Annotated in this window: 13 protein-coding genes and 1 pseudogene; 8 read left to right on the top strand and 6 right to left on the bottom strand. The window is 75.3% G+C overall.

The window, feature by feature from the left end; all coding sequences use genetic code 11:
* Positions 1–38: 38 nt before the first annotated feature.
* Positions 39–2,369 carry a transglycosylase domain-containing protein gene (locus ACGFI9_RS10375; protein ID WP_393177220.1) on the bottom strand — a complete coding sequence of 777 codons (2,331 nt, stop codon included), beginning with the start codon at positions 2,367–2,369 and terminating at the stop codon, positions 39–41.
* Positions 2,370–2,654: 285 nt separating this feature from the next.
* Here ACGFI9_RS10375 and ACGFI9_RS10370 point away from each other — a divergent pair, with 285 nt between their 5' ends.
* On the top strand, positions 2,655–3,911 hold the full coding sequence (locus ACGFI9_RS10370; protein WP_393177218.1) for a glycoside hydrolase family 6 protein: 1,257 nt from the start codon (positions 2,655–2,657) through the stop codon (positions 3,909–3,911).
* A 61-nt stretch (positions 3,912–3,972) separates the two neighbouring features.
* On the opposite strand, the gene ACGFI9_RS10365 is transcribed toward ACGFI9_RS10370, so the two are convergent.
* On the bottom strand, positions 3,973–4,656 hold the full coding sequence (locus tag ACGFI9_RS10365) for a hypothetical protein (protein WP_393177216.1): 684 nt from the start codon (positions 4,654–4,656) through the stop codon (positions 3,973–3,975).
* A 160-nt stretch (positions 4,657–4,816) separates the two neighbouring features.
* Positions 4,817–5,944: a hypothetical protein gene (locus tag ACGFI9_RS10360; RefSeq protein ID WP_393177214.1), complete on the bottom strand. Its 1,128-nt coding sequence runs from the start codon at positions 5,942–5,944 to the stop codon at positions 4,817–4,819.
* A gap of 150 nt (positions 5,945–6,094) precedes the next feature.
* On the opposite strand from ACGFI9_RS10360, the pseudogene ACGFI9_RS10355 reads away from it, so the two are divergent.
* Positions 6,095–6,949, top strand: a pseudogene (locus ACGFI9_RS10355) (diacylglycerol/lipid kinase family protein); the annotation flags it as partial.
* On the opposite strand, the gene ACGFI9_RS10350 reads toward ACGFI9_RS10355, so the two are convergent.
* Positions 6,869–9,520, bottom strand: coding sequence for an AMP-binding protein (locus ACGFI9_RS10350; protein ID WP_393177212.1), 2,652 nt, complete (start codon positions 9,518–9,520; stop codon positions 6,869–6,871). The pseudogene ACGFI9_RS10355 and the gene ACGFI9_RS10350 sit on opposite strands and share 81 nt — an antisense overlap.
* A gap of 82 nt (positions 9,521–9,602) precedes the next feature.
* Here ACGFI9_RS10350 and ACGFI9_RS10345 point away from each other — a divergent pair, with 82 nt between their 5' ends.
* The 5 genes from ACGFI9_RS10345 to ACGFI9_RS10325 are packed head-to-tail and all read left to right on the top strand — an operon-like array spanning position 9,603 to position 15,206.
* A complete protein-coding gene (locus tag ACGFI9_RS10345; protein ID WP_393177210.1) occupies positions 9,603–10,640 on the top strand; it encodes an iron ABC transporter substrate-binding protein in 1,038 nt (345 codons plus the stop codon).
* Between the two features lie 53 nt (positions 10,641–10,693).
* Positions 10,694–12,208 carry an ABC transporter permease gene (locus tag ACGFI9_RS10340; protein ID WP_393177865.1) on the top strand — a complete coding sequence of 505 codons (1,515 nt, stop codon included), beginning with the start codon at positions 10,694–10,696 and terminating at the stop codon, positions 12,206–12,208.
* Positions 12,205–13,239 carry an ABC transporter ATP-binding protein gene (locus ACGFI9_RS10335; protein WP_393177208.1) on the top strand — a complete coding sequence of 345 codons (1,035 nt, stop codon included), beginning with the start codon at positions 12,205–12,207 and terminating at the stop codon, positions 13,237–13,239. Before ACGFI9_RS10340 ends, ACGFI9_RS10335 begins: the two co-directional genes overlap by 4 nt.
* A 33-nt stretch (positions 13,240–13,272) precedes the next feature.
* Entirely contained in the window at positions 13,273–14,046 is a 774-nt protein-coding gene (locus ACGFI9_RS10330) for a nucleotidyltransferase domain-containing protein (protein WP_393177206.1), read from the top strand.
* Between the two features lie 56 nt (positions 14,047–14,102).
* The gene (locus tag ACGFI9_RS10325) at positions 14,103–15,206 is read left to right on the top strand and encodes a hypothetical protein (protein ID WP_393177204.1); all 1,104 of its coding nucleotides are present in this window, start codon (positions 14,103–14,105) and stop codon (positions 15,204–15,206) included.
* A 16-nt stretch (positions 15,207–15,222) separates the two neighbouring features.
* On the opposite strand, the gene ACGFI9_RS10320 is transcribed toward ACGFI9_RS10325, so the two are convergent.
* A complete protein-coding gene (locus ACGFI9_RS10320) occupies positions 15,223–16,080 on the bottom strand; it encodes a peptidoglycan-binding protein (protein ID WP_393177202.1) in 858 nt (285 codons plus the stop codon).
* Between the two features lie 529 nt (positions 16,081–16,609).
* Positions 16,610–17,464 carry a S1 family peptidase gene (locus ACGFI9_RS10315; protein WP_393177200.1) on the bottom strand — a complete coding sequence of 285 codons (855 nt, stop codon included), beginning with the start codon at positions 17,462–17,464 and terminating at the stop codon, positions 16,610–16,612.
* Positions 17,465–17,655: 191 nt separating this feature from the next.
* Between ACGFI9_RS10315 and ACGFI9_RS10310 the strand changes: the two genes are divergently transcribed.
* A complete protein-coding gene (locus tag ACGFI9_RS10310) occupies positions 17,656–20,448 on the top strand; it encodes an FAD-binding and (Fe-S)-binding domain-containing protein (RefSeq protein ID WP_393177198.1) in 2,793 nt (930 codons plus the stop codon).
* The last annotated feature ends 51 nt before the right edge of the window (positions 20,449–20,499 follow it).

Genomic DNA, 20,499 nt, shown 5'->3' with positions numbered 1-20,499 from the left:
CGGCGGCCGGGCCCCGACGGGGACGGCCGCCGGGGCGCTCAGCCTCCCGGTCGCTTGGTCCGCGACGGTGACAGGCTCGGTAGCGGGCTGATCGACGGCGACCAGGTCGGCAGTGGCGTCGGCCGCTTGGTCGGGCTGGGGCTGGGGCTGGACGGCTCGGCGCTCGGCGTGGGCTGCGCCGTGGGCGAGGGGGCCGAGGTGGCCGGCACGGGCGAGGCCGGGCCGCCGGTCGGGGCGTCGTTCGGGAACGCGGGCTCGCCGAACCGGTACTTGTCCGGGTCGAGCTTCATCGCCGCGGTGGCCTGCTCCATGAACTGCCGCCAGATCGGTCCGGGCCCGGTGGAGCCGTACACCTCGTAGCTGCCGTTCTTGGTCTTCAGCGGCTTGCCGTCGGTGGTGCCGAGCCAGACGGCGGAGGCCAGCGCTCCGGTCCAGCCGACCATCCAGGTGTGCACGTTCTGCGTGGTGCTCTGCCCGGCCTGCCAGGTGCCGGTCTTCCCGGCGGAGTCCCAGCCGTTGTCCAGCTTGGCCGCCTTCACCCGGCGCAGCGTCCAGTCGAGTTGGTTGATGGCCTCCTTGTCCAGGCCGAGGTCGGTCTCCTTGAGCTGCTCGGTGTAGATCTTGTCGTCGCCCTTGGTGACCGACCGGACGAAGTGCGCCTCGGCGCGCTTGCCGCCGGCCGCGAAGGTGGCCATCCCGTTGGCGTGGTCCTGCACGCTGATGCCGTACTGGCCGATGCCGACCTCGGTGGAGAACCGCTTGGCGACCTCCTCGGTCGGCTGGTCGCGCAGGTCCACCCGCTGCGGCTGCGGGTTGCCCTTGACCGTCTCCCACATCGAGTTGACCCCGGCCCGCTTGGCCATGTCCATGACCTTGGCGACGCCCAGCTTCTCGGTCAGCTCGAAGTAGGTGACGTTCAGCGAGGCGACGGTGGCCTCCCAGAGGGCACAGTTCGGCTGGCAGGGCGCGTGCTCGGCGTTGCGGATCGGGCCGGCCGGGCTGTCCTTGGTCCGCCCCGACTCGGGGAACTCCTTGGTGTCCGGCGAGTCGAAGCGCTGCTTCACGGAGATGTCGTTCTCCACGGCGGCGGCCAGGTCGTACACCTTGAACGACGAGCCCGGCGGGTGCTGGCCGAAGCCGCGCGCCTGCCCCTTCTCGTCCACGTACCAGCCGGCGTAGTCGGCGCCGCTGGCGCCGCCGTTGCCGCCGTAGTAGCCGAGCACCCGGCCGGTGCCCGGCTCCACCGCGACGAGCGCGGCCTGCCAGTTGCCGGGTTGGCCGCGGACCGCCTCCGGCGCGGTGTCGCGGCGGATGTCGGCGGCCGCCTCGGCGGCGTCCTGGACCCGCTTGTCGATGGTGGTGACGATCCGGTAACCGCCGTCGCGGATGACGTCGTCCGGCTTGCCCTTGAACTGCTCGGTCTGGCGCAGCTCGCCGAGCACGTGGTTGACCACCAGGCCGGTGGGCCGGTCGAGACCGGACTGACCGGTGTTCTTGTCGATCGGCTTCACGTCGTCCGGGTACGCCAGGTTCGCCGCGTCCTCCTGGGTGAGGTAGCCCAGCTTCACCATGCCGTCGCGGATGTAGTTCCAGCGGTCGATCGAGTTCTGCTTGGCCTTCGCGTTGCGGGCCGGGTCGTAGCCGGGGGAGCCCTCGGGGTCGTTCGGGTCCGCCTCCGGCTGCTTCACCATCGCGCAGAGCACCATCGCCTCGGCCCGGGTGAGCTGCTGGGCCGGCGGCGCGTCCCGGCGCACCGTCTTGCCGAAGTAGGTCTGCGCGGCCGCCTCGATGCCGTACGCGCCCCGCCCGAACGGGACGGTGTTCAGGTAGAAGCCGAGGATCTCCTCCTTGCTGTACTTGTCGTCCAGCTTCCAGGCGATGACCGCCTCGCGCAGCTTCCGGGAGTAGGTGACCCCGCGCAGGTCGGCGGCGACCCGCGCGTACTGCTGGGTGATGGTGGAGGCGCCCTGCCGCTGGCCGCCGGTCAGGTTCGACCAGGCGGCACGAAGCACGCCGGAGAAGTCCACGCCCTTGTTGGTCCAGAAGGTGCGGTCCTCGGCCGCGACGATGGCCTCCTTGGCGGAGTCGTTCATCTGGTCGTACGGGACGATGGTGCGGTTCTCCGCGCCCAGCTTCGCCATCGGCGTGCGGCCGTCGGCGTAGTAGACCGTGGTCGACTCGGGGAGTTTGAGGTCGGTGGGGGTGGGCACGCTGTCGAAGTAGTAGCCCCCCGCGACCAGGCCGGAGCCGCCCAGGAGCGTGAAGACCGCCAGGAAGATCAGCAGACGGTGGCGGCGGCGCTTCCGCCCCGGGGTCGGGGCGGTGGCACCGTCCGCGTTGTTGTTGTCACCGGTTGGCAGCACCCGCACCCGATACCCTCCGACTGCTCGGCCGAATCGTGTCCATGCTCGGCCTGCAGGCTAGCGGAGCTGCGGTGACGCCGCTCGCGTCCGCCATCGCCGGGTGTGGCGTTCGTCGCGGGTCGCCGGGCGAGGACGGCTCCGCTCGGCCGGCGGTCTACCCCGGTCGCGCGGCCAGCTCCTCGCCGCGAAACACCGCGAGACATTGACACCGGCGGGTGGACCGGGCACGCTCGGACGAGCTGCGGGAACGCTCCCACGCACCGTTCCCCCGTCCGACCAGGAGCAACCGACGTGGCCCTGACCTCCTTGCGCCGGCGCGCCGCGACCGGCGTCGCCGCCGTCGCGACCCTCGCCGCGGCCCTGGCCGTCCCCGCCGTGCCGGCCGGCGCGGCCATCCCCGACGGCGTCACCTTCTACACCCCGCGCCCCGACCACGGGGCCGTCGCACAGATCGCCGAGCTGACCGCCGCCGGGCAGCACCAGCGGGCGGCCGCGCTGCGCACCATGATCCGTACGCCCCAGGCGGTCTGGGTGACCGGCGGCTCCGGGCACGCGCTGACCCAGTCCGTCCAGGCCGAGGTGAGCCGGGCCGCCGGCAAGCAGACCGTGCCGGTGCTGGTGGCGTACAACATCCCGTTCCGCGACTGCGCGCAGTACTCGGCGGGGGGCGCCACCTCGGTGGCCGAGTACGAGGCGTGGATCGACGCCCTCGCGGCCGGCATCGGCGACCACGAGGTGGCCGTCATGCTGGAGCCGGACGGGCTGGGCATCATCCCCTGGTACACCACCATCAACGGCAACCAGGAGTGGTGCCGGCCGGCCGAGGCCGACCTGGCGACCGCCGCCGCCGACCGGTTCGCCATGCTCCGCCACGCCGTCGACGTGCTGACCGCGCTGCCCCGCACCAGCGTCTACCTGGACGGCACGCACAGCGCCTGGCTCGGCGTCGGCGACATCGCCGACCGGCTGGTCAAGGCGGGCGTCGGCAAGGCCGACGGCTTCTTCCTCAACGTCTCCAACTACGAGACCACCGAGCGGCAGCTCAAGTTCGGCAACTGGATCGCCAAGTGCGTCCACTACGGCACCGCCGGGCCCGACTGGGCGCGCGGTCACTTCGACTGGTGCGCCAGCCAGTACTACCCGGCCGACCCGGCCGACTTCAGCACCTGGGGCCGCACCGACGCCTGGTACGCGGAGAACGTCGGAGACGTGCCGGCCGACCGGCTCGCCCACTTCGTGGTGGACACCAGCCGCAACGGACGGGGCCCGTGGACGCCGCCGGCCGGGGTGTCCTGGCCCGACCCGCAGACCTGGTGCAACCCGCCCGGGCGGGGCCTGGGGCTGCGCCCCACCACCGCCACCGGCGACCCGCTCGCCGACGCGTTCCTCTGGGTGAAGACGCCCGGCCAGTCCGACGGGCAGTGCGACCGGGGCACCGGCACCGGGCACGACCCGGCCCGGGGCGGCATCGCCGACCCGGCCGCCGGGGCCTGGTTCCCCGAGCAGGCCCTCGAACTGGTGACGTACGCGGATCCGCCGCTGCGCTGACCGACGACGACCGGGGCGGTCCCCCTCGCGAGGGGCCGCCCCGGCCCTGTCCGGCCGCCGGTCAGGCCGGTCTCAGCACCGCCGCCGGCCGGCCGTTGCGGCCCCGGACCGGGCTCCGCCGGCCCGGCCAGCGGACGTTGCCGCTGGACCGGCCGGTCCAGAACGGCGACAGCCGCCACATCGACCACGCGACCGCGTCGCCCGGGACCGGGAAGACGTCCCGGTCCTGGTAGCCCTGCCGCCGGAACAGCTCCCGCTCGGCGTCGGTGAGGGCCTCCGCGTAGGTGGGCAGGCTGAGCGTGTCCATCCAGCGCTGCGCGCCGGCCAGCACCGCGCCGGCCCGCCGGATCCCGTCCGGCCCCGGCGCCGCCAGCATTGCCAGGTGGTTGTGCGGCTCGACCGGGCGCCGCGCGGCGAGCGCCCGGTCGAAGTGGAGGAACCGCTCCTGGTACGCGCCGCACGCCTGGCCGAGCCGGTCGGCGTACCGGGGCGGGGGCGGGATGGGGCGGTAGCGGTGGAACCAGACCGCCGCCGCCGTACCGTCCTGGAGCAGGAACGCGTCGCCGAACAGCAGCGCGTGTTCGACCCAGATCCGGGCCGCGGCGGCGAGCACCACCGGCCGCTGCCGCCCGTCCGGGACGAGCCAGGCGCCGAGGGCGGTCGGGGAGAGGGCATCGGTGACGAGATCGACGATTCGACCGGTGTCGTACCACCGGGCCCGGACGACGGGCATGCTCACGCTCATGGGGTGTCTCCTGGTCACAACGTGATAAGTCAGTTCGGAGGGACCGCCGGCGTGGCGCGGGTTCTCCGCGGGCCGGCGCGGGCCACCAGGGGCCGTGAGGCAGGCAGGTACGCGGAGCCGCCGGTGCCGTCCGCGGGCGCGGACCGCACCGGCTCGTCGGTCAGGCGGGTCGGGTGCCCGGTCGGGGCGAGCGGGACGCGAGGACGTCGCCGCCGCTCGGGTGGCACCGGCGTCCCGACTCGGCGGGCGGCGCCCAGTCGGAGGCGGAGGCGTCGGCCAGCTCGCCGTGCCCGGCGCCCGCGGCGCCGGCGCCGGTCGGGCCCGGGGCGGGAGTGCCGGGCAGCTGGGCGAGGTCCGACCGGAGCGGCTGGGGGTGGCCCGGTCGGCCCGGCCGGGCCGGGGTCGGCTCGTCCGGGGTGGCGCTCGACGGTGCCGCGGCGTGTCCGGGAACCGCCGCCGGCACCAGGACGGGCTGCACGGCCGGCCGGGTCGGGGATGCCTTGCCGGCCGCCTCGCCGACGGGTGTGGGCGCGGCGGGCGGCGCCGCCGGCGGGTCGACGGCCGGGGGCCGGACCGGCGGCCCCGGATGCAGTGGCCCCAGCACCGGGTCGAGCGGGTCGAGCACCGGGTCGAGCGGGTCGAGCACCGGCTTCAGCCCGTCCCACACCGGCGCCACGACCGGCCCGAGCGGCCCGGTCACCGGGCGCAGGACGCCGGCCACCGGCGGGAGGAGCCCGTTCGTGACCGGGCCGGTCACCGGGCGCAGCGCGCCGGCGACCGGGGCGAGGAGGCCTTCCTTGACCGGGCGCAGCGCGCCGGCGACCGGGGCCAGCACCCCGCCCCCCACCGGCTCGGCGACGGGTCCCGGGGTGCCGGCGGCCGGGCCGCCCGGAGCCGGCGCGGGCCGGGTGACCGGACGGATTGGGTCACTGGCGGACGTCGACGGTCCGGGAGCCCCGGCCGGGGTCGGCGGACGGTCCGTCTGCGCGGGCCGGGCCGGTCGGACCGTGGGCACCTGCCGCGACGGGGGTGTGCGGGTGACCGGCGCCGGCTGCTCGGGTGTCGTGCGGCCCGGTGCCGCCGGAGCGGCGATCTGCTCGGCGTCGAGCAGCGGGCCGAGCAGGTCGGTGACCAGGTCGACGGTGGTGCTGACCGGGGCGGGCGCTTCGGCGGCGTACGCGGCGTCGGCGGTCGCGATCTCGTGCGCGCCCCACGCCCCGACGACCCCGCCGAGCAGCAGCCCGAGGCGCAGCGCGACCCGCGTCAGCTGCCCGCCCCGTCGAGTCATCCCGGCCCTCTCCGGTCGCCGGTCAGCGCCGACGATCAACGCCCGTACTCTACCGAAAGCGGTCGCCCGATCACAGCCTGCGGCTCGTCGACGGGCGCGTCGTGTTGGCGACAGGCGTGGGAGTCGTGGCCGTTGGGTACCACCGGGCCCATGAGCACGCGCACGGTCGACCGCCCCGCCGACGCCCCCTCCGCCCCACCGGCCGGTGTCGTCGCGGTCGTCGCCCACCGGAAAAAGACCCTCGGTGGCGGCCTCGACGAGCTGCGGACCAGCCTGGTCGCGGCCGGGATCGGGACGCTCCTCTGGTACGAGGTGCCGAAGAGCCGCAAGGCGCCGAAGAAGGTGCGCCGGGCGCTCGACGAGGGCGCCGAGCTGATCCTGGTCTGGGGCGGCGACGGGATGGTGCAGCGCTGCGCCGACGCGCTGGCCGGTGTGGGCGTGCCGATGGGGATCCTGCCGGCCGGCACCGCCAACCTCTTCGCCGGCAACCTCGGCATCCCCACGGACCTGCCGGAGGCGCTCCGGATCGCGCTGTACGGGCGGCGGCGCAGGCTGGATCTGGGCCGGCTCAACGGGGAGCACTTCGCGGTGATGGCCGGCGCGGGCTTCGACGGCGACCTGATCCGGGAGGCCGACCGCAAGCTCAAGGGCCGGCTGGGCCGGGTCGCGTACGTCTGGACCGGGCTGCGGCACGTGCGGGGCGAGTGCGTCCACACCCGGATCCGGGTGGACGGCGCCGACTGGTTCGACGGCGAGGCGAGCTGCGTGCTCTTCGGCAACGTCGGCACGATCACCGGTGGCATCCCCGCCTTCGACGACGCCCGCCCCGACGACGGTGCCCTGGAGATCGGGGTCTCCACCGCCAGCGGCGCCATCGACTGGGCCCGGACGCTGAGCCGGATGGCCGCCGGGCGCTCCGCGGACTCACCGTTCGTGCGCGTCACCCGCGGGCGCAAGGTCCGGGTGCGCTTCGCCGCCCCGAAGACGTACGAGCTGGACGGGGGTGCGCGGTCGACGGCGAAGCGGCTCAAGGTGAAGGTCGTGCCCGGCGCGTTGACCGTCTGCTGCCCCGACTGGCCGGTGTCCCGCCAAGGCCCGGGTCAACCGCCGGGCCCCTGCCGCGGCGCCGATCCCGACGGCGAGCGAGGCGACCAGGGCCAACCACCGGGACCACGACCCCACCACCGGCAGCACCTGCCAGTGGGTCAGGTAGATGAACAGCGAGCTGCCGGCGAGCGTGGCGGCCACCCGGTTGACCACGGGCCGGCCGGGCAGCCGGGGCACCCAGACCAGCAGGGCGAACCCGGCGACCACGAACGCCTCCCGGTACGGCTGGCCGAAGAGCCCGGGCACGGTGAGCGCGGCGGCGGCGGTGACCACCACCCGCTGTGCGGTCCGGGTGGCCCGGGCAGCCGCCCAGCCCAGCGCGAAGAGCCAGCCGACCGTCAACGCGTCGGGCACCTGCCCGTACCGGGCGAGGCCGGGCAGGTCGTAGCGGGTGACCAGGCCGAGCCCGGCGAGGACCAGCGGCAGCCCGAACGGAAAGCGGCGCTCGATCCGGTCGACCGCCGGCACGGCGAGCAGCGCGGTGCCGGCGAGCAGGATGTAGACCAGCGCCTCGATGAACCAGAAGTGCCACTCGGTCGCCCCGTCGTGCGGGCCGCGGACGCTGTTGAGCAGCAGCGCGTTGGTCAGCGTGTAGTCGCCGGTGAGCGCGCCGGCCAGGGCGATCCAGACCACCGACGGCAGGACGAGGCGGGCGGTGCCGCGCAGCGCCGCGCGTACCCGGGCCGGTCGGGGCGCGGCGGTGAGCTGGAAGCGGGCGAAGTTGAACCCCGCGACGGCGAGCAGCAGGTGCGCCCCGCCCTTGACGGTGAAGACCGGGATGTGCGAGCCGACGATGGCGACGATGGCCAGGGCCCGCAGCGCCACGCTGGTCTCCAGCGCGCGTCGCCGGGTGGGCCGGACCGGCTCGGGCCGGGCCAGCTCCCGGATCGGCCTGGTGTGCCAGTCGGTGGGCAGGTCGCCCAGGAGTTCCTCCAGCCGGACGGAGGCCGCCACGTAGGACAGCGAGTCGCCGCCCAGGTCCACGAAACTCTGGTCGGGGTGCACCTCGGGCTGGTCGAGCAGCTCCGCGTAGAGCCGGCAGAGCTGGTCGGTGCCGGCCCCGGTGGGCGTCGGAGCGGCCGGCGGCGGCGCACCGAGGGCGTGCACGGCGGCCCGGTCGGGCTTGCCGTTGGCCAGCCGGGGCAGCTCGGCCAGCAGGTGCGCGCGGACCACGCGGGCCGGCAGCCCGGCCGCCTCGGCGGCCAGCCGCCGTACCCGCTCGGGGTGGTGACCGCCGGTCGCGGCCACCACCAGCTCCCGGTCCGTGCCGACGCAGTACGCCTCGACGCCCGAGCGCCGCAGCCGCTCCTCGACGCGGTGCGGGTCGACCCGCAGGCCGAAGATCTTCACGAACCCGGCGACCCGGCCGACGATCTCGTAGAGGCCGTCCGGCCCGCGTCGGGCCACGTCCCCGGTGTGCAGTTCGTGGACGGTGCGCCCGAGGGCCAGGTCGGCGGGACGCTCGGCGTAGCCGAGCATCACGTTCGGCCCGGTGTAGACCAGCTCGCCGGTGTCCGGCTCGGGGTGGTCCGCCAGGGGGCGCAGCCGGAAGGAGCCGCCGGGGACCGGCACCCCGACCGCCTCCGGGCGGCGCTCGGCCAGCTCCGGCGGCAGGTACGCCATCCGCGCGGTCGCCTCCGTCTGCCCGTACATGACGAAGAAGCGCCAGCCGCGGCGGCGGCCGAGGGCGGCGTACCGGACCACCCGGTCCGGCTCGAGCCGGCCACCGGCCTGGGTGACGACGCGCAGGTGCGGTAGCCGCATCCGGTCGAAGCCGCCCCGGTCCAACAGGTCGAAGGTGTACGGCACGCCGGCCAGGCTGGTGCCGCGCTCGGCCCGGAACAGCTCCCAGAAGCGGCCGTCGGTGACCGAGAGCCCGGTGAGCAGCAGCGCCGCCCCGCGCAGCAGGTGGCTGTTCACCACCGACAGGCCGTAGCAGTAGTGCAGCGGCAGGGTGGTGGCGGCCCGGTCGGTGTCGCGGATGTCGAGGTAACCGGCGATGGACTCGGCGTTGGCCTGGAGGTTGGCCGAGGAGAGCCGGACCAGCTTGGGGGAGCCGGTCGACCCCGAGGTGCTGAGCAGCAGCGCCAGCTCCGGGTGCAGCTCGTGCCGGGTGCCGGGGCGGCGCTCGTCGACGACGAGGTCGCCGTCGACCCGCCGGATCACCACGTCGGGGTCGTACGCCTGGGTCAGCTCGGCGGTCGCGGCGCCGGAGTCGCCGGGGACCAGCAGCAGCGGGTGCCCGCCGGCCAGCGCCGCCAGGTACGCGACCAGCTCCTCGACCCGGTTCGCGCCGGCGAGCAGCACCAGCCGGCGTTCCGGGCCGAGCCGGGCGGCGAACGCGTCGACCCGATCGGCCAGCTCGGCGTAGCTGAGCCGGCCGTCGGCGGTGATCAGTGCCGGCCGGTCGCCGTGCCCGGCCAGGGCGCGGACGAACGGCGCCGGCTCGGTGCGGGGGTGCGGGCGCATGGCGACAGGTTAGGGGAGCCTCACCTAACATCCAATGGGGGGTGGCTTGCTTCGATCCGCATGAGTAAGGTAAGCCTTACCTGTGCGAACGCGTCTCAGTCTCGTCCTGGCCAGCACCCTGGCCGGACTCGTGTCCCTGACCGCCTGCGGCGGTTCCGACGGCGACCCGGGCAAGCCCCGCGACAAGCGGCTCACCGTCTACAGCGGCCGCAGCGAAGCCCTCGTCAAGCCGGTGTTGGAGAAGTTCGAGAAGGCCACCGGCATCGACGTCGACGTGCGCTACGGCACCACGGCCCAGATGGCCGCGCAGCTGCTGGAGGAGGGGAAGCGCAGCCCCGCCGACGCCTTCCTCGCCCAGGACGCCGGGGCGCTCGGCGCGGTCGGCAAGGCCGGCCTCTTCGCGCCCCTCTCCGCCGAGCAGCTCGACCGGGTGCCCGCGGCGTACCGGGACCACGCGGGGCGGTGGGTCGGCGTCAGCGGCCGCTCCCGCGTCCTCGCCTACAACACCGACCAGGTCACCGCCGCCCAGCTGCCGACGTCGGTGTTCGAGCTGACCGATCCGAAGTGGAAGGGCAGGGTCGGCGTCGCCCCCACCAACGGCTCGTTCCAGGCGTTCGTCACCGCGCTGCGGGTGCAGCACGGCGACGCCAAGGCCCGCGAGTTCCTCACCGGGCTCAAGGCCAACCAGCCGCAGATCCGCGAGAACAACGTCCAGATCGTCGCCGACATCGACGCCGGCACCCTCGCCGTCGGCCTGGTCAACCACTACTACGTGTACGAGCTGGCCAAGGAACGCGGCGGCAGCCCCGACACGCTGAAGGCCAAGCTGCACTTCTTCCCCGACGGCGACACCGGTGGCCTGGTCAACGCGGCCGGCATCGGCGTGCTCGCGCGGTCCGAAAAGGACCCGGACGCCAAGGCGCTGGTCGACTACCTGCTCGGTACCGAGGCGCAGACCTACTTCGCCACGCAGACCTTCGAGTACCCCCTGGCGGCGGGGGTGCCCGCCGCGCCGGGCCTGCCGCAGCTGGCCACCCTCGAGGCGCCGAAGATCGACCTGAACGACCTGGACACCCTCGACGCCACCGTCACCATGATCAAGGAAGCGGGGCTGGCCTGAGCACCCTCCTGGCCGGCGGCCGTCGGGCATCCGCCCGGCGGTCGGCGCGCCGGCTGATCCGCCGGCCCGCCCTCACCGCCGCCTCGGCCGCCGCCGTGGCGGTCGCCCTGCTGCCCCTGGTCTACCTGGGCGTACGGGCCGCCGAGGCGGGCCCGGACCGGATCGTCGCCGAGCTGTTCACCGCGCGGGTCGCCGTGCTGGCCGGACGGAGCCTGGCCCTCGCCGCCGTGGTCACCGCCGCCTGCACGGTGCTCGGCGTCGCCACCGGGCTGCTGGTCGCCCGCACCGATCTGCCCGCCCGGCGGGCCGTCGGCCTGCTCGCCGCGCTGCCGCTGGCCGTGCCGACGTACGTCGCCGGGTTCGCGTGGACCGCCACGGTCACCGGCTTCGAGGGCTTCTGGGCCGCCGCGCTGCTGCTCACCCTCTGCTCCTACCCGTACGTCTTCCTGCCCACCGTGGCGGCGCTGCACCGGGCCGACCCCGGCCAGGAGGAGGTGTCCCGGTCGCTGGGCCGCGGGCCGTGGGCCACCCTGTTCGGGGTGACCCTGCGGCAGATCCGTCCGGCCGTCGCCGCCGGCGCGCTGCTGGTCGCCCTCTACGTGCTCAGCGACTTCGGCGCCGTCTCCATCGTCCGGGTCGACACCTTCACCCGGGCCATCTTCACCGCGTTCAACCTCGGCTTCGACCGCACCGGGGCGCTCGTGCTCTCCACCGTCCTGGTGCTGCTCAGCGTCCTGCTCATCGGCGGCGAGCTGAGCACCCGGACCCGCGACGCCCGGTACGCCAGCGGCACCACCCGACCGCCCGTACGGCTGCGGCTGGCCCGCTGGCGTGGGCCGGCGCTGCTCGGCGTGCTCGCGGTCAGCGGGCTCGCGCTGGGCGTGCCGGCGGCCGGCCTGGCCCGCTGGCTCGCGGCCGGGGTGTCCCGCCCCGGCTCGCTCGCCGAGGTCGCCACCGCGGCCGGCGCGTCGCTGTCGGTCTCCCTCGCCGGCGCCGCGCTCTCGATGCTGCTCGCGCTGCCGTTGGGGCTGCTCACCGCGCGGGCACCCGGCCGGGTCGCCACCGCGCTCGACCGTCTCACCTACGTGGCTCACGCGCTGCCCGGCGTGGTGATCGGCCTGTCCCTGGTGTTCTTCGCCGTCAACGTCGTGTACCCGCTCTACCAGAGCGTCTGGCTGCTCGCCCTGGCGTACGCCACGTTGTTCCTGCCCCTCGCGGTCGGCGCGGTGGCCTCCGCCGCGGCGCAGAGCCCACCCGCCGTCGAGGAGGCCGCCCGGTCGCTGGGCCGGGGCCCGTTCACCGTGTTCCGCACGGTCACCCTGCCGCTGACCCTCCCCGGCATCGGCGCGGGCGCGGCGCTGACGTTCCTCACCTGCATGAAGGAACTGCCCGCCACGCTGCTGCTGCGCCCCACCGGCATGGACACCCTCGCCACCGAGCTGTGGACCCACACCAACTCCTCGGCGTACGCGGCCGCCGCCCCGTACGCCGCGATCCTGGTGGCGCTCGCGGCCGTGCCGACCTGGCTGCTCGCCGTCCGAACCGGACTCACCGGAGGCGCCCGATGACCGAGCCCATGCTGGCCCTGGCCGGGGTCACCAAGGCGTACGGCGCGGTGGCGGCGCTGGCCGGCGTCGACCTCGACGTCCCCCGGGGTGACCTGGTCGCGGTGCTCGGCCCGTCCGGCTGCGGCAAGACCACCCTGCTGCGCTGCGTCGCCGGTTTCGAGCGGGTCGACTCGGGGACGGTCCGGGTCGCCGGCCGGCAGGTGGCCGACGGGCACGCCCACCTTCCACCGCACCGGCGCCGGGTGGCCGTGGTGCCACAGGACGGCGCGCTCTTCCCCCACCTGTCCGTCGCCGACAACGTCGGCTACGGCCTGGACCGGGCCGAGCGCCGCGGCGGCCGGGTCGAGGAGGTGCTGGACCTGGTCGGGCTGTCCGGGTACGGCGCCCGGATGCCGCACCAGCTCTCGGGCGGCCAGCAGCAGCGGGTCGCCGTTGCCCGCGCGCTCGCGCCCCGCCCGCCGCTGGTCCTGCTCGACGAGCCGTTCAGCGCGCTCGACGCCCAGCTGCGGGCCGAGCTGCGCGCCGACGTCCGGCAGGCGCTGCGGGCCGACGGGGCGACCGCCGTGCTGGTCACCCACGACCAGGCCGAGGCGCTGTCCATGGCCGACGCCGTGGCGGTGATGGACGCCGGCCGGATCGTCCAGCACGGCGCGCCCGCCGAGGTCTACCGGGACCCGGCGACCCCCTGGGTGGCCCGGTTCGTCGGCGACGCGGTGCTGCTGCCGGCCACCGTCGACGCCGACGGGGCGGTCACGCCGCTCGGCCGGCTCCCGCTGCGCGGCCGGGCCGTCGGCGGCGCCGCCACCGTGCTGATCCGCCCCGAACAGCTCCGCCTCGCCCCCGCCGGCGGGTCGGCCGCCACGGTGGTCCGGCAGGCCTTCCACGGGCACGACGCGCTGACCACGTTGCGGCTGGCCGACGGCACCCTGCTCACCGCCCGCACCCTCGACGAGGGCGCGGCGCTGCCCGCCGGGGCGCAGGTCGGGGTGACCGTGCGCGGCTCGGTCCGGGCGTACGCCGGGGCGGACTGACCGGGCGCCGCGACGGCGGGCAGGATGGCGGGCATGGACGAGGAGGTACGCGACTACCTGGCCGCGCTGGTCGACACCGCCCGGGCGGTGCTCGGCGACGACCTGGTCGGCGCGTACGCGGCCGGCTCGGTGGGGCTGGGCGCGTACCAGCCGGGGCGCAGCGACGTGGACGTGGCCCTGGTGGTCGACCGGCCGGTGGCCGGGCCGGCGAAGCGGGCGCTGGTGGCGCGGCTGCGGCATGAGTCGCTCCGCTGCCCGGCGCGCGGCCTCGAACTGGTCGTCTACCGGCGGGAGGTGGCCGCCTCCGGCACGCCCGATCCGGGGTTCGAGGTCGAACTCAACACCGGCGCGACCATGCCGTTCCGCGCCACGTACGACCCGGCCGACCGGCCGGCCGCGGACGGGCGGTTCTGGTACGCCCTCGACCGCAGCATCCTGCGCCAGTCCGGGCTGGCTCTGCTCGGCCCGCCCGCGTCCGAGGTGTTCGCCGACCCCGCCCCGGCGGACCTGCGCCGGCTGCTGGTGACCGCGCTGGACTGGTGGCTGGCGCTGCCCACACCGGAGGGCGACGCCCCGGCGCCCGGCACCGAGGACGCCGTGCTGGGCGCCTGCCGCTCGCTGGTCCGGGCGCGTACCGGGACCTGGCTGGGCAAGGTGGACGCCGGGCGGTGGCTGGTCGAGCGGGGCTGGCACGCCGACCTGATCGGCCGGGCGGTCGCGGCCCGGCGGGGCGGCCCGGCGCCGAGTGGACCCGAGGCCCGGGCCTTCCAACGGTGGGTGCGCGCCGAAGTCGCCGCCATGCATTGACGTGGATCAGCGCCCTACTGTAAACAAGGCGTACTGATCGATCGGGGAGGTCCCCAATGCGACGCTCGGTACCCTTGGCCGCGCTCCTGCTCACCCTCGCCACCGCCACCCCGGCCGCCGCCGCGCCCCCGGCCCGACCGGCCCCCACGCCGCTGGCCGCCACGCCCGTCCAGATCTACGGCGCCTGGCACTGCGGCAACGACTACTGCACCTGGACCACCCCGCGTACGGTCGCCGAGTTCGACAGCCAGAACCACTGGCTGATCGACCGCGGCGACGGGCGGCCCTCGGTCAACCTGGTGGTGCTGAGCTTCGTCAACCCGCTGGACCTGCTGCACCAGACCACCGACGCCACCACCCTGGGCGGCGTGCCGCGCGGCATGACCGCCGAGATCGTGCAGTACTTCACCGCGCGCGGCGTCCGGGTGATGCTCTCCATCGGCGGCATCACCTACACCGACGACTGGGACGCCGCACTCGCGGACAACCCCACCCTGCTCGGTCAGCGGGCCGCCGCGGTCGCCACCCAACTCGGCGTCGGTATCGAGATCGACTACGAGCAGAACACCGGCCCGAACCTCGCCGGACTGCAGTCCTTCATCACCGCCTACCGGGCGGTCCACCCGTACGACGCGACCGGCGCCCGGCCCGAGGCGCGGCTCACCATCGACGTCGCCGCCGGCGACCGCTGGCTGATCGACCTCAACCGCAAGGCCACCGCCGACTGGCTGCGCACCGACGCCCCGGTCCTGGACTACGCCAACGCGATGGTGTCCGCCCGCCCCGTCTCGGCCAGCACCTCGCAGGCCAGCTGGCAGGAGCACGTCGACGGCAAGCCGCAGTACAGCCCCCCGGTGCCGCCGCTCGCCCCGGCGAAGTTCACCGGCGGCGTCTATATCGCCTACGGCGGCAAGCCGCTGCCGGAGTGCGTCGACTACGCCAACTCGGTGCAGAAGGCCGCCGCCCCGTACGTGCAGAGCGTCGCGCCCAACGGCGCGGGCGCCACCGCCGGCATGCTCGGCTTCATGTTCTGGGCCGCCGAGCGTCCCTCGACCCGGGGCATCGGCACGGTGCCGCCGAACACCTGCGAGCGGGGGGCCGGCGCCGGGGCGACCGCCCTCGCCGTCCCGGTGCCGATGCCGGCGCTGCGCCAGAGCTGAGCCGCGGGCGTCCGGGTCAGTAGGTGACCCGGACGCCCATCTGCTTCCAGGTGAGCGGGCCGACGATCCCGTCGGCGGTGAGCCCGCGCATCCGCTGGTACCAGCGGACACCCGCCTCGGTGCCGGCGTCGAAGTCGGTGCCCGGCCCACCGCACCGGCTGCCGATGAACCGCCGGACGAAGGCGACGTCCTCGCCCGCGCAGCCGCAGCGGACGGTACGGGAGCCCGGGCGGTGCCCCGACGGCGGCCGGGGCGGCGTGGTGGTGGCCTTGCGCAGGGCGGCGACGGTGGCCGGGCCGACCACGCCGTCCACGGCCAGCGACCGGGCCTTCTGGAAGGTGCGCACCCAGGCCGTGGTCTTCGGGCCGAAGGAGCCGTCCACCGCGAGGCCGGCGCCGAGCCGGTTGGCCAGGGTCTGCAGCTCGCGTACGTCGCTGCCCCGGCAGCCGTCCCGCAGCACCCGGTCGCCGAGCCTGGTCGTCCGCGCGGTGACGATGCCCCAGGGCCGCGTGCTGTCCTCGAGCGCCCGCTGGTGGCTGACGCTGACGTGCAGGTGCTTGTTGTGCGGGTTGGGGCCGGTGTAGCGGGCGGCGGTGAAGCCGCGGGTGCGGCTCCAGATCACCCGGTTGTAAATGACGTACTGGCAGGACGGGTGGGTGATGGCGTGCCGGACCACCAGCAGCGGGTCGATGCCGTCGACGTCCACGTCCAGGGCGTTGACCGAGCGGTCGTCGGCGTCCGGGTTGTGGTCCGAGCGGCGGGCCTGGTGGGCGGCGTCGCCGATCCAGCCGTCCGAGCTGCGGTCCCGGTGCGGCCACCGGGTGTTGATCTCGTCGCGCAGGACGCGCAGGGCGGGGGCCAGGTGCGCGCTCACGTCACTGCTCCTCGTCCGCCGACAGGTCGAACTCGATCTCGTCCCCGACCAGCGACTCGGGGTCGTCGTCCTCCTCGAAGTCGGTCACCTGGTAGTCGGGGTCCACAACGGCGGTGTCCATCCCCGGTGCCTCCGCTCTCTGCTCGGGCCGGCGCTCGGCGTCACGCCGGCGTGCCGTCACCTCGGCCGCCGCGGCTGACCTGCGGCGCAGCCTGGATCCACTGTCGAAAGCGGGGACAGCGGCGGCAAGGTGTGAGTCGGCAATCAGCGTTCGGGGTGCCCGGGTGGCGGGCGCGGCGCGCCGATCGGGACGCGCGCCCGCCGACCGGCGGGGTGGCCGTAAGGATCGGTGGAGGCGCACCCCGCCGCGGGGCGGTGGGTCGGCTGACCGATCGACGGCACGGCCTGCCGGATCAGGTGGCGGCCGGGCTCCGCCGCCCGGCGCCCCGTCCGGCCGGTCCGCACACGGAAGGGACCCGCACCCCGGGTGGGATGCGGGTCCCCGGTGCCGGCGCGGGCCGGCGGTGGATCAGTAGACGGTCACGCCGTACGCGCTGGCCGCCTCCGGGACGGGCTGGTAGAAGGTGGTGCCGCCGGACCGGCAGTCACCGCTGCCGCCGGAGGTGATGCCGAGCGCCTTGGTGCCGTCGTAGAGCGGACCGCCGGAGTCGCCCGGCTCGGCGCAGACGGTGGTCTGGATCATGCCTTTGACGGTGCCGCTGCCGACGTAGCGGACCGTGACGTTGAGCGCGGTGACCGTGCCGCTGTGGGTGCCGGTGGTGGAGCCGGTCCGCTTGACCGCCTCACCCACGAACGCGTTGGCCGCGGTGTAGCCGCCGGGGTGGGTCAGCCCGGTGTTGTCGTAGCGCACCAGCGCGTAGTCGTTGCCCGGGAAGCTGGAGCCGATGGTCGGGCCGATGAGCGTGGTGTGGCTGGAATTGGTGTACCAGGTGTTGGCGACGTCGCCGCAGTGCCCGGCGGTGAGGAAGTAGTAGACGCCGGACTTGACGACGTTGAAGCCGAGCGAGCAGCGGTACTGGCCGCCGTAGATGGCGTCACCGGCGGAGAGCAGCGGGCGGAAGGTGCCCTTGGCCCGGTCGACCCGGATCGCGCCGGCCTGGGCGCCGGCGCTCTTCTTGAGCGTGGCGAGTTCGGCGGCGGAGACGCTCTCGTCGGCGGTCACCACGACCCGGTTCGCCGCCGCGTCCACGTGCCAGGCGATGCCGTCGACCCCGGAGGCCGCCACGGCGGCGTCGACCTGGGCGAGCTGGGCGGCGGTGTAGCCGGCCGGGGCGGCCGAGGCCGGGACGGTGAAGGCGCCGGCGGCCACCAGGCCGACGGCCGCGGCGAGCAGGGGGGTCAGTCGACTGCGGCGGATTCTCACGGTCTCCTCCTAGGACGGTGAAGGCCGCCGGTTGCGTCGGCGTCCCTGCCGTACCCGCCGGGGTCGGTTCGGGGTGTGACCTCGGCGGACGCTGTAGCCGCGAGTATCTATCAGGGTCGATGCGGAGGGCAAGGGGTCGGCGGGGCGCCGGCGGAGCTGACTAGGGTGTGGGCGGGGGAGGTGCGGCGACCATGGTGCAGCTGAGCACGAGCGCGCGGGCCGGACTGGAGGCGGCGGTGCCCGGCGGGGTCCGGACGGGTGCGGCGGACCGGTTCCGGCTCGCCCACGACGCCTCCCACTACCTGCTGCACCCGAGCGCGGTGGTCACCCCGGCCGACGCCGAGCAGGTGGCGGCGCTGCTGCGGCACAGCCGCCGCACCGGGACCCCGCTGACCTTCCGCTCCGGTGGCACCAGCCTCAGCGGGCAGGCCGTCACCGACCAGCTCCTCGTCGACACCCGGCGGCACTTCCGCGACCTGGCCGTCCTCGACGACGGCCGGCGGGTCCGGGTGCAGCCCGGGGTGGTGCTGCGGCAGGTCAACGCCCGGCTCGCCCCGTACGGCCGCAAGCTCGGCCCGGACCCGGCCAGCGAGTCGGCCTGCACCGTCGGCGGCGTGGTGGCCAACAACTCCAGCGGCATGACCTGCGGCACCGAGTACAACACCTACCGCACCCTGGAGTCGGTGCAGCTGGTGCTGCCCAGCGGCACCGTGCTGGACACCGGCGCCCCGGACGCCGACGACCGGCTGCGGGCCACCGAACCCGACCTGCACGCCGGCCTGCTGCGGCTGCGCGACCGGGTGCGCGGCAACCCCGACTCGGTGCGCCGGATCCGCGCCCAGTACGCCATGAAGAACACCATGGGCTACGGGGTGAACCCGTTCCTCGACCACGACTCGCCCGCCGACCTGCTCACCCGGCTCGTGGTGGGCAGCGAGGGCACCCTCGCCTTCGTCGCGGCGGCGACCTTCCGCACCGTACCCGTGCACCGGCACGCCGCGACCGGCCTGCTCGTCTTCGACACCCTGGGCGCGGCGATGGCCGCGATGCCGGCGCTGGTGGCCGCCGGGCCGGCGGCGGTCGAGCTGCTCGACGCCGCCGCCCTGCGCGTCGCCCAGGCCGACCCGAAGGCGGACGCCGCGCTGCGCGGACTCGCCGTGCGGGAGCACGCGGCGCTGCTGGTGGAGTGGCAGGAGTCCGACCCGGACGCCCTGGCCGCGCGGGTGGCGCAGGCCCGGCCGGTGCTGGCCGAGCTGCCGCTGACCGCCCCGGCCCGGCTCAGCGGCGAGGCCGCGGCCCGCGCCGCGTTCTGGCACATCCGCAAGGGCCTGTACGCGGCCGTCGCCGGCGCCCGCCCCTCCGGCACGACGGCGCTGCTGGAGGACATCGCCGTCCCGGTGGACGCGCTCGCCGACACCTGCGCCGCCCTCGCCGACCTGTTCGCCCGGCACCGGTACGAGGAGAGCGTCATCTTCGGCCACGCCAAGGACGGCAACCTGCACTTCATGCTCAACGAGCGCTTCTCCCACGGTGAGGCCCCGGCCCGGTACGCCGAGTTCACCGAGGAGATGGTGGACCTGGTCCTCGGCCACGGCGGCACGCTGAAGGCCGAGCACGGCACCGGCCGGGTGATGGCCCCGTACGTCCGCCGCCAGTTCGGCGACGAGCTGTACGCGGTGATGCGCGAGCTGAAGACGCTCTGCGACCCCGACGGGGTGCTCAACCCGGGCGTGCTGCTCAGCGACGACCCCGAGATCCACATGCGGCACCTGAAGACCGTGCCGACCGTGGAGGAGGAGGTGGACCGCTGCGTCGAGTGCGGCTACTGCGAGCCGGTCTGCCCCAGCCGGGACCTGACCACCACGCCCCGGCAGCGGATCGTGCTGCGCCGGGAGATCGCCGCCGCCCGCGCCGGCGGCGACCTCGCCCTGGCCCGCGAGCTGGAATCGGCGTACGACTACGACGCGGTGCAGACCTGCGCCGTCGACGGCATGTGCGCCACCGCCTGCCCGGTCCTCATCAACACCGGTGACCTGGTGAAACGGCTGCGTACGGAGGCCAACGGCGGCCTCGCCCAGTCCGGCTGGCGGGGCGCCGCGAACCGGTGGGGCGCGGCCACCCGGGGGATGGCGCGCGGCCTCGACCTGGCCGGCGCGCTGCCGCCCGCGCTGCCCGAGGCGGCCACCCGGGCCGCCCGCGCGGCCCTCGGCGACGAGCGGGTCCCGCAGTGGCGGCGCGACCTGCCGCGGGGCGGCGCGGTCCGCCGGCCCCGGCCGGTCGACGACCCGGACGCGGTCTTCGTCCCGTCCTGCCTCGGCACCCTCTTCGCCCCGGCCGAGGGCGGCTCCGGCGTCGCCACCGCGCTGCTCACCCTCGCCGACCGGGCCGGGGTACGCCTGCTCGTGCCGGACGGGGTGGCCGGCATGTGCTGCGGCACCCCGTGGTCCTCCAAGGGCCTCACCGCCGGCTACCGGGCGATGCGGGACCGGGTGCCGCCGGCGCTGCGGGCGGCCAGCCGCGACGGCGCGCTGCCGGTGGTCAGCGACGCCGCCTCCTGCACCGAGGGCTTCGCCAAGCTGGTCGCCGACGCCGGTGGGCTGCGGGTCGTCGACGCCGTCGCGTACGTCGCCGACGAGCTGCTGCCCCGGCTCACCGTCCGGCACCGGCTCGGCTCGCTGGCCCTGCACCCCACCTGCTCGTCCACCCGGCTGGGGCTGGACGAGGCGCTGCTCACCGTGGCCCGGGCGGTCGCCGACGAGGTGGTGGTGCCGGACGGCTGGCAGTGCTGCGGCTTCGCCGGCGACCGGGGCCTGCTGCACCCGGAGCTGACCGCCTCGGCCACCCGCGCCGAGGCCGCCGCGGTCGCCGGGCGGCACTTCGACGGGTACGCGTCGGTGAACCGCACCTGCGAGATCGGGATGGCCCGGGCGACCGGCCAGCCCTACCGCCACCTGCTGGAACTCCTGGCCGACGCCACCGCCTGACCGGCCGTGCCGGTTTCGTCGGACATCCGGTTTCCGCAGCCGCCCGGCGGA

The organism is Micromonospora sp. NPDC048930 (assembly GCF_043197935.1).
Taxonomy (GTDB): domain Bacteria; phylum Actinomycetota; class Actinomycetes; order Mycobacteriales; family Micromonosporaceae; genus Micromonospora.
Note: the sequence above shows the minus strand (reverse complement) of the source record. Positions and strands in the feature narration are given on the sequence as shown.

Coding starts and splice junctions, on each gene's coding strand:
- ACGFI9_RS10360 (WP_393177214.1), bottom strand. CDS start 5,944: ATGACTCGACGGGGCGGGCAGCTGACGCGGGTCGCGCTGCGCCTCGGG.
- ACGFI9_RS10350 (WP_393177212.1), bottom strand. CDS start 9,520: ATGCGCCCGCACCCCCGCACCGAGCCGGCGCCGTTCGTCCGCGCCCTG.
- ACGFI9_RS10325 (WP_393177204.1), top strand. CDS start 14,103: ATGCGACGCTCGGTACCCTTGGCCGCGCTCCTGCTCACCCTCGCCACC.
- ACGFI9_RS10335 (WP_393177208.1), top strand. CDS start 12,205: ATGACCGAGCCCATGCTGGCCCTGGCCGGGGTCACCAAGGCGTACGGC.
- ACGFI9_RS10365 (WP_393177216.1), bottom strand. CDS start 4,656: ATGAGCGTGAGCATGCCCGTCGTCCGGGCCCGGTGGTACGACACCGGT.
- ACGFI9_RS10330 (WP_393177206.1), top strand. CDS start 13,273: ATGGACGAGGAGGTACGCGACTACCTGGCCGCGCTGGTCGACACCGCC.
- ACGFI9_RS10310 (WP_393177198.1), top strand. CDS start 17,656: ATGGTGCAGCTGAGCACGAGCGCGCGGGCCGGACTGGAGGCGGCGGTG.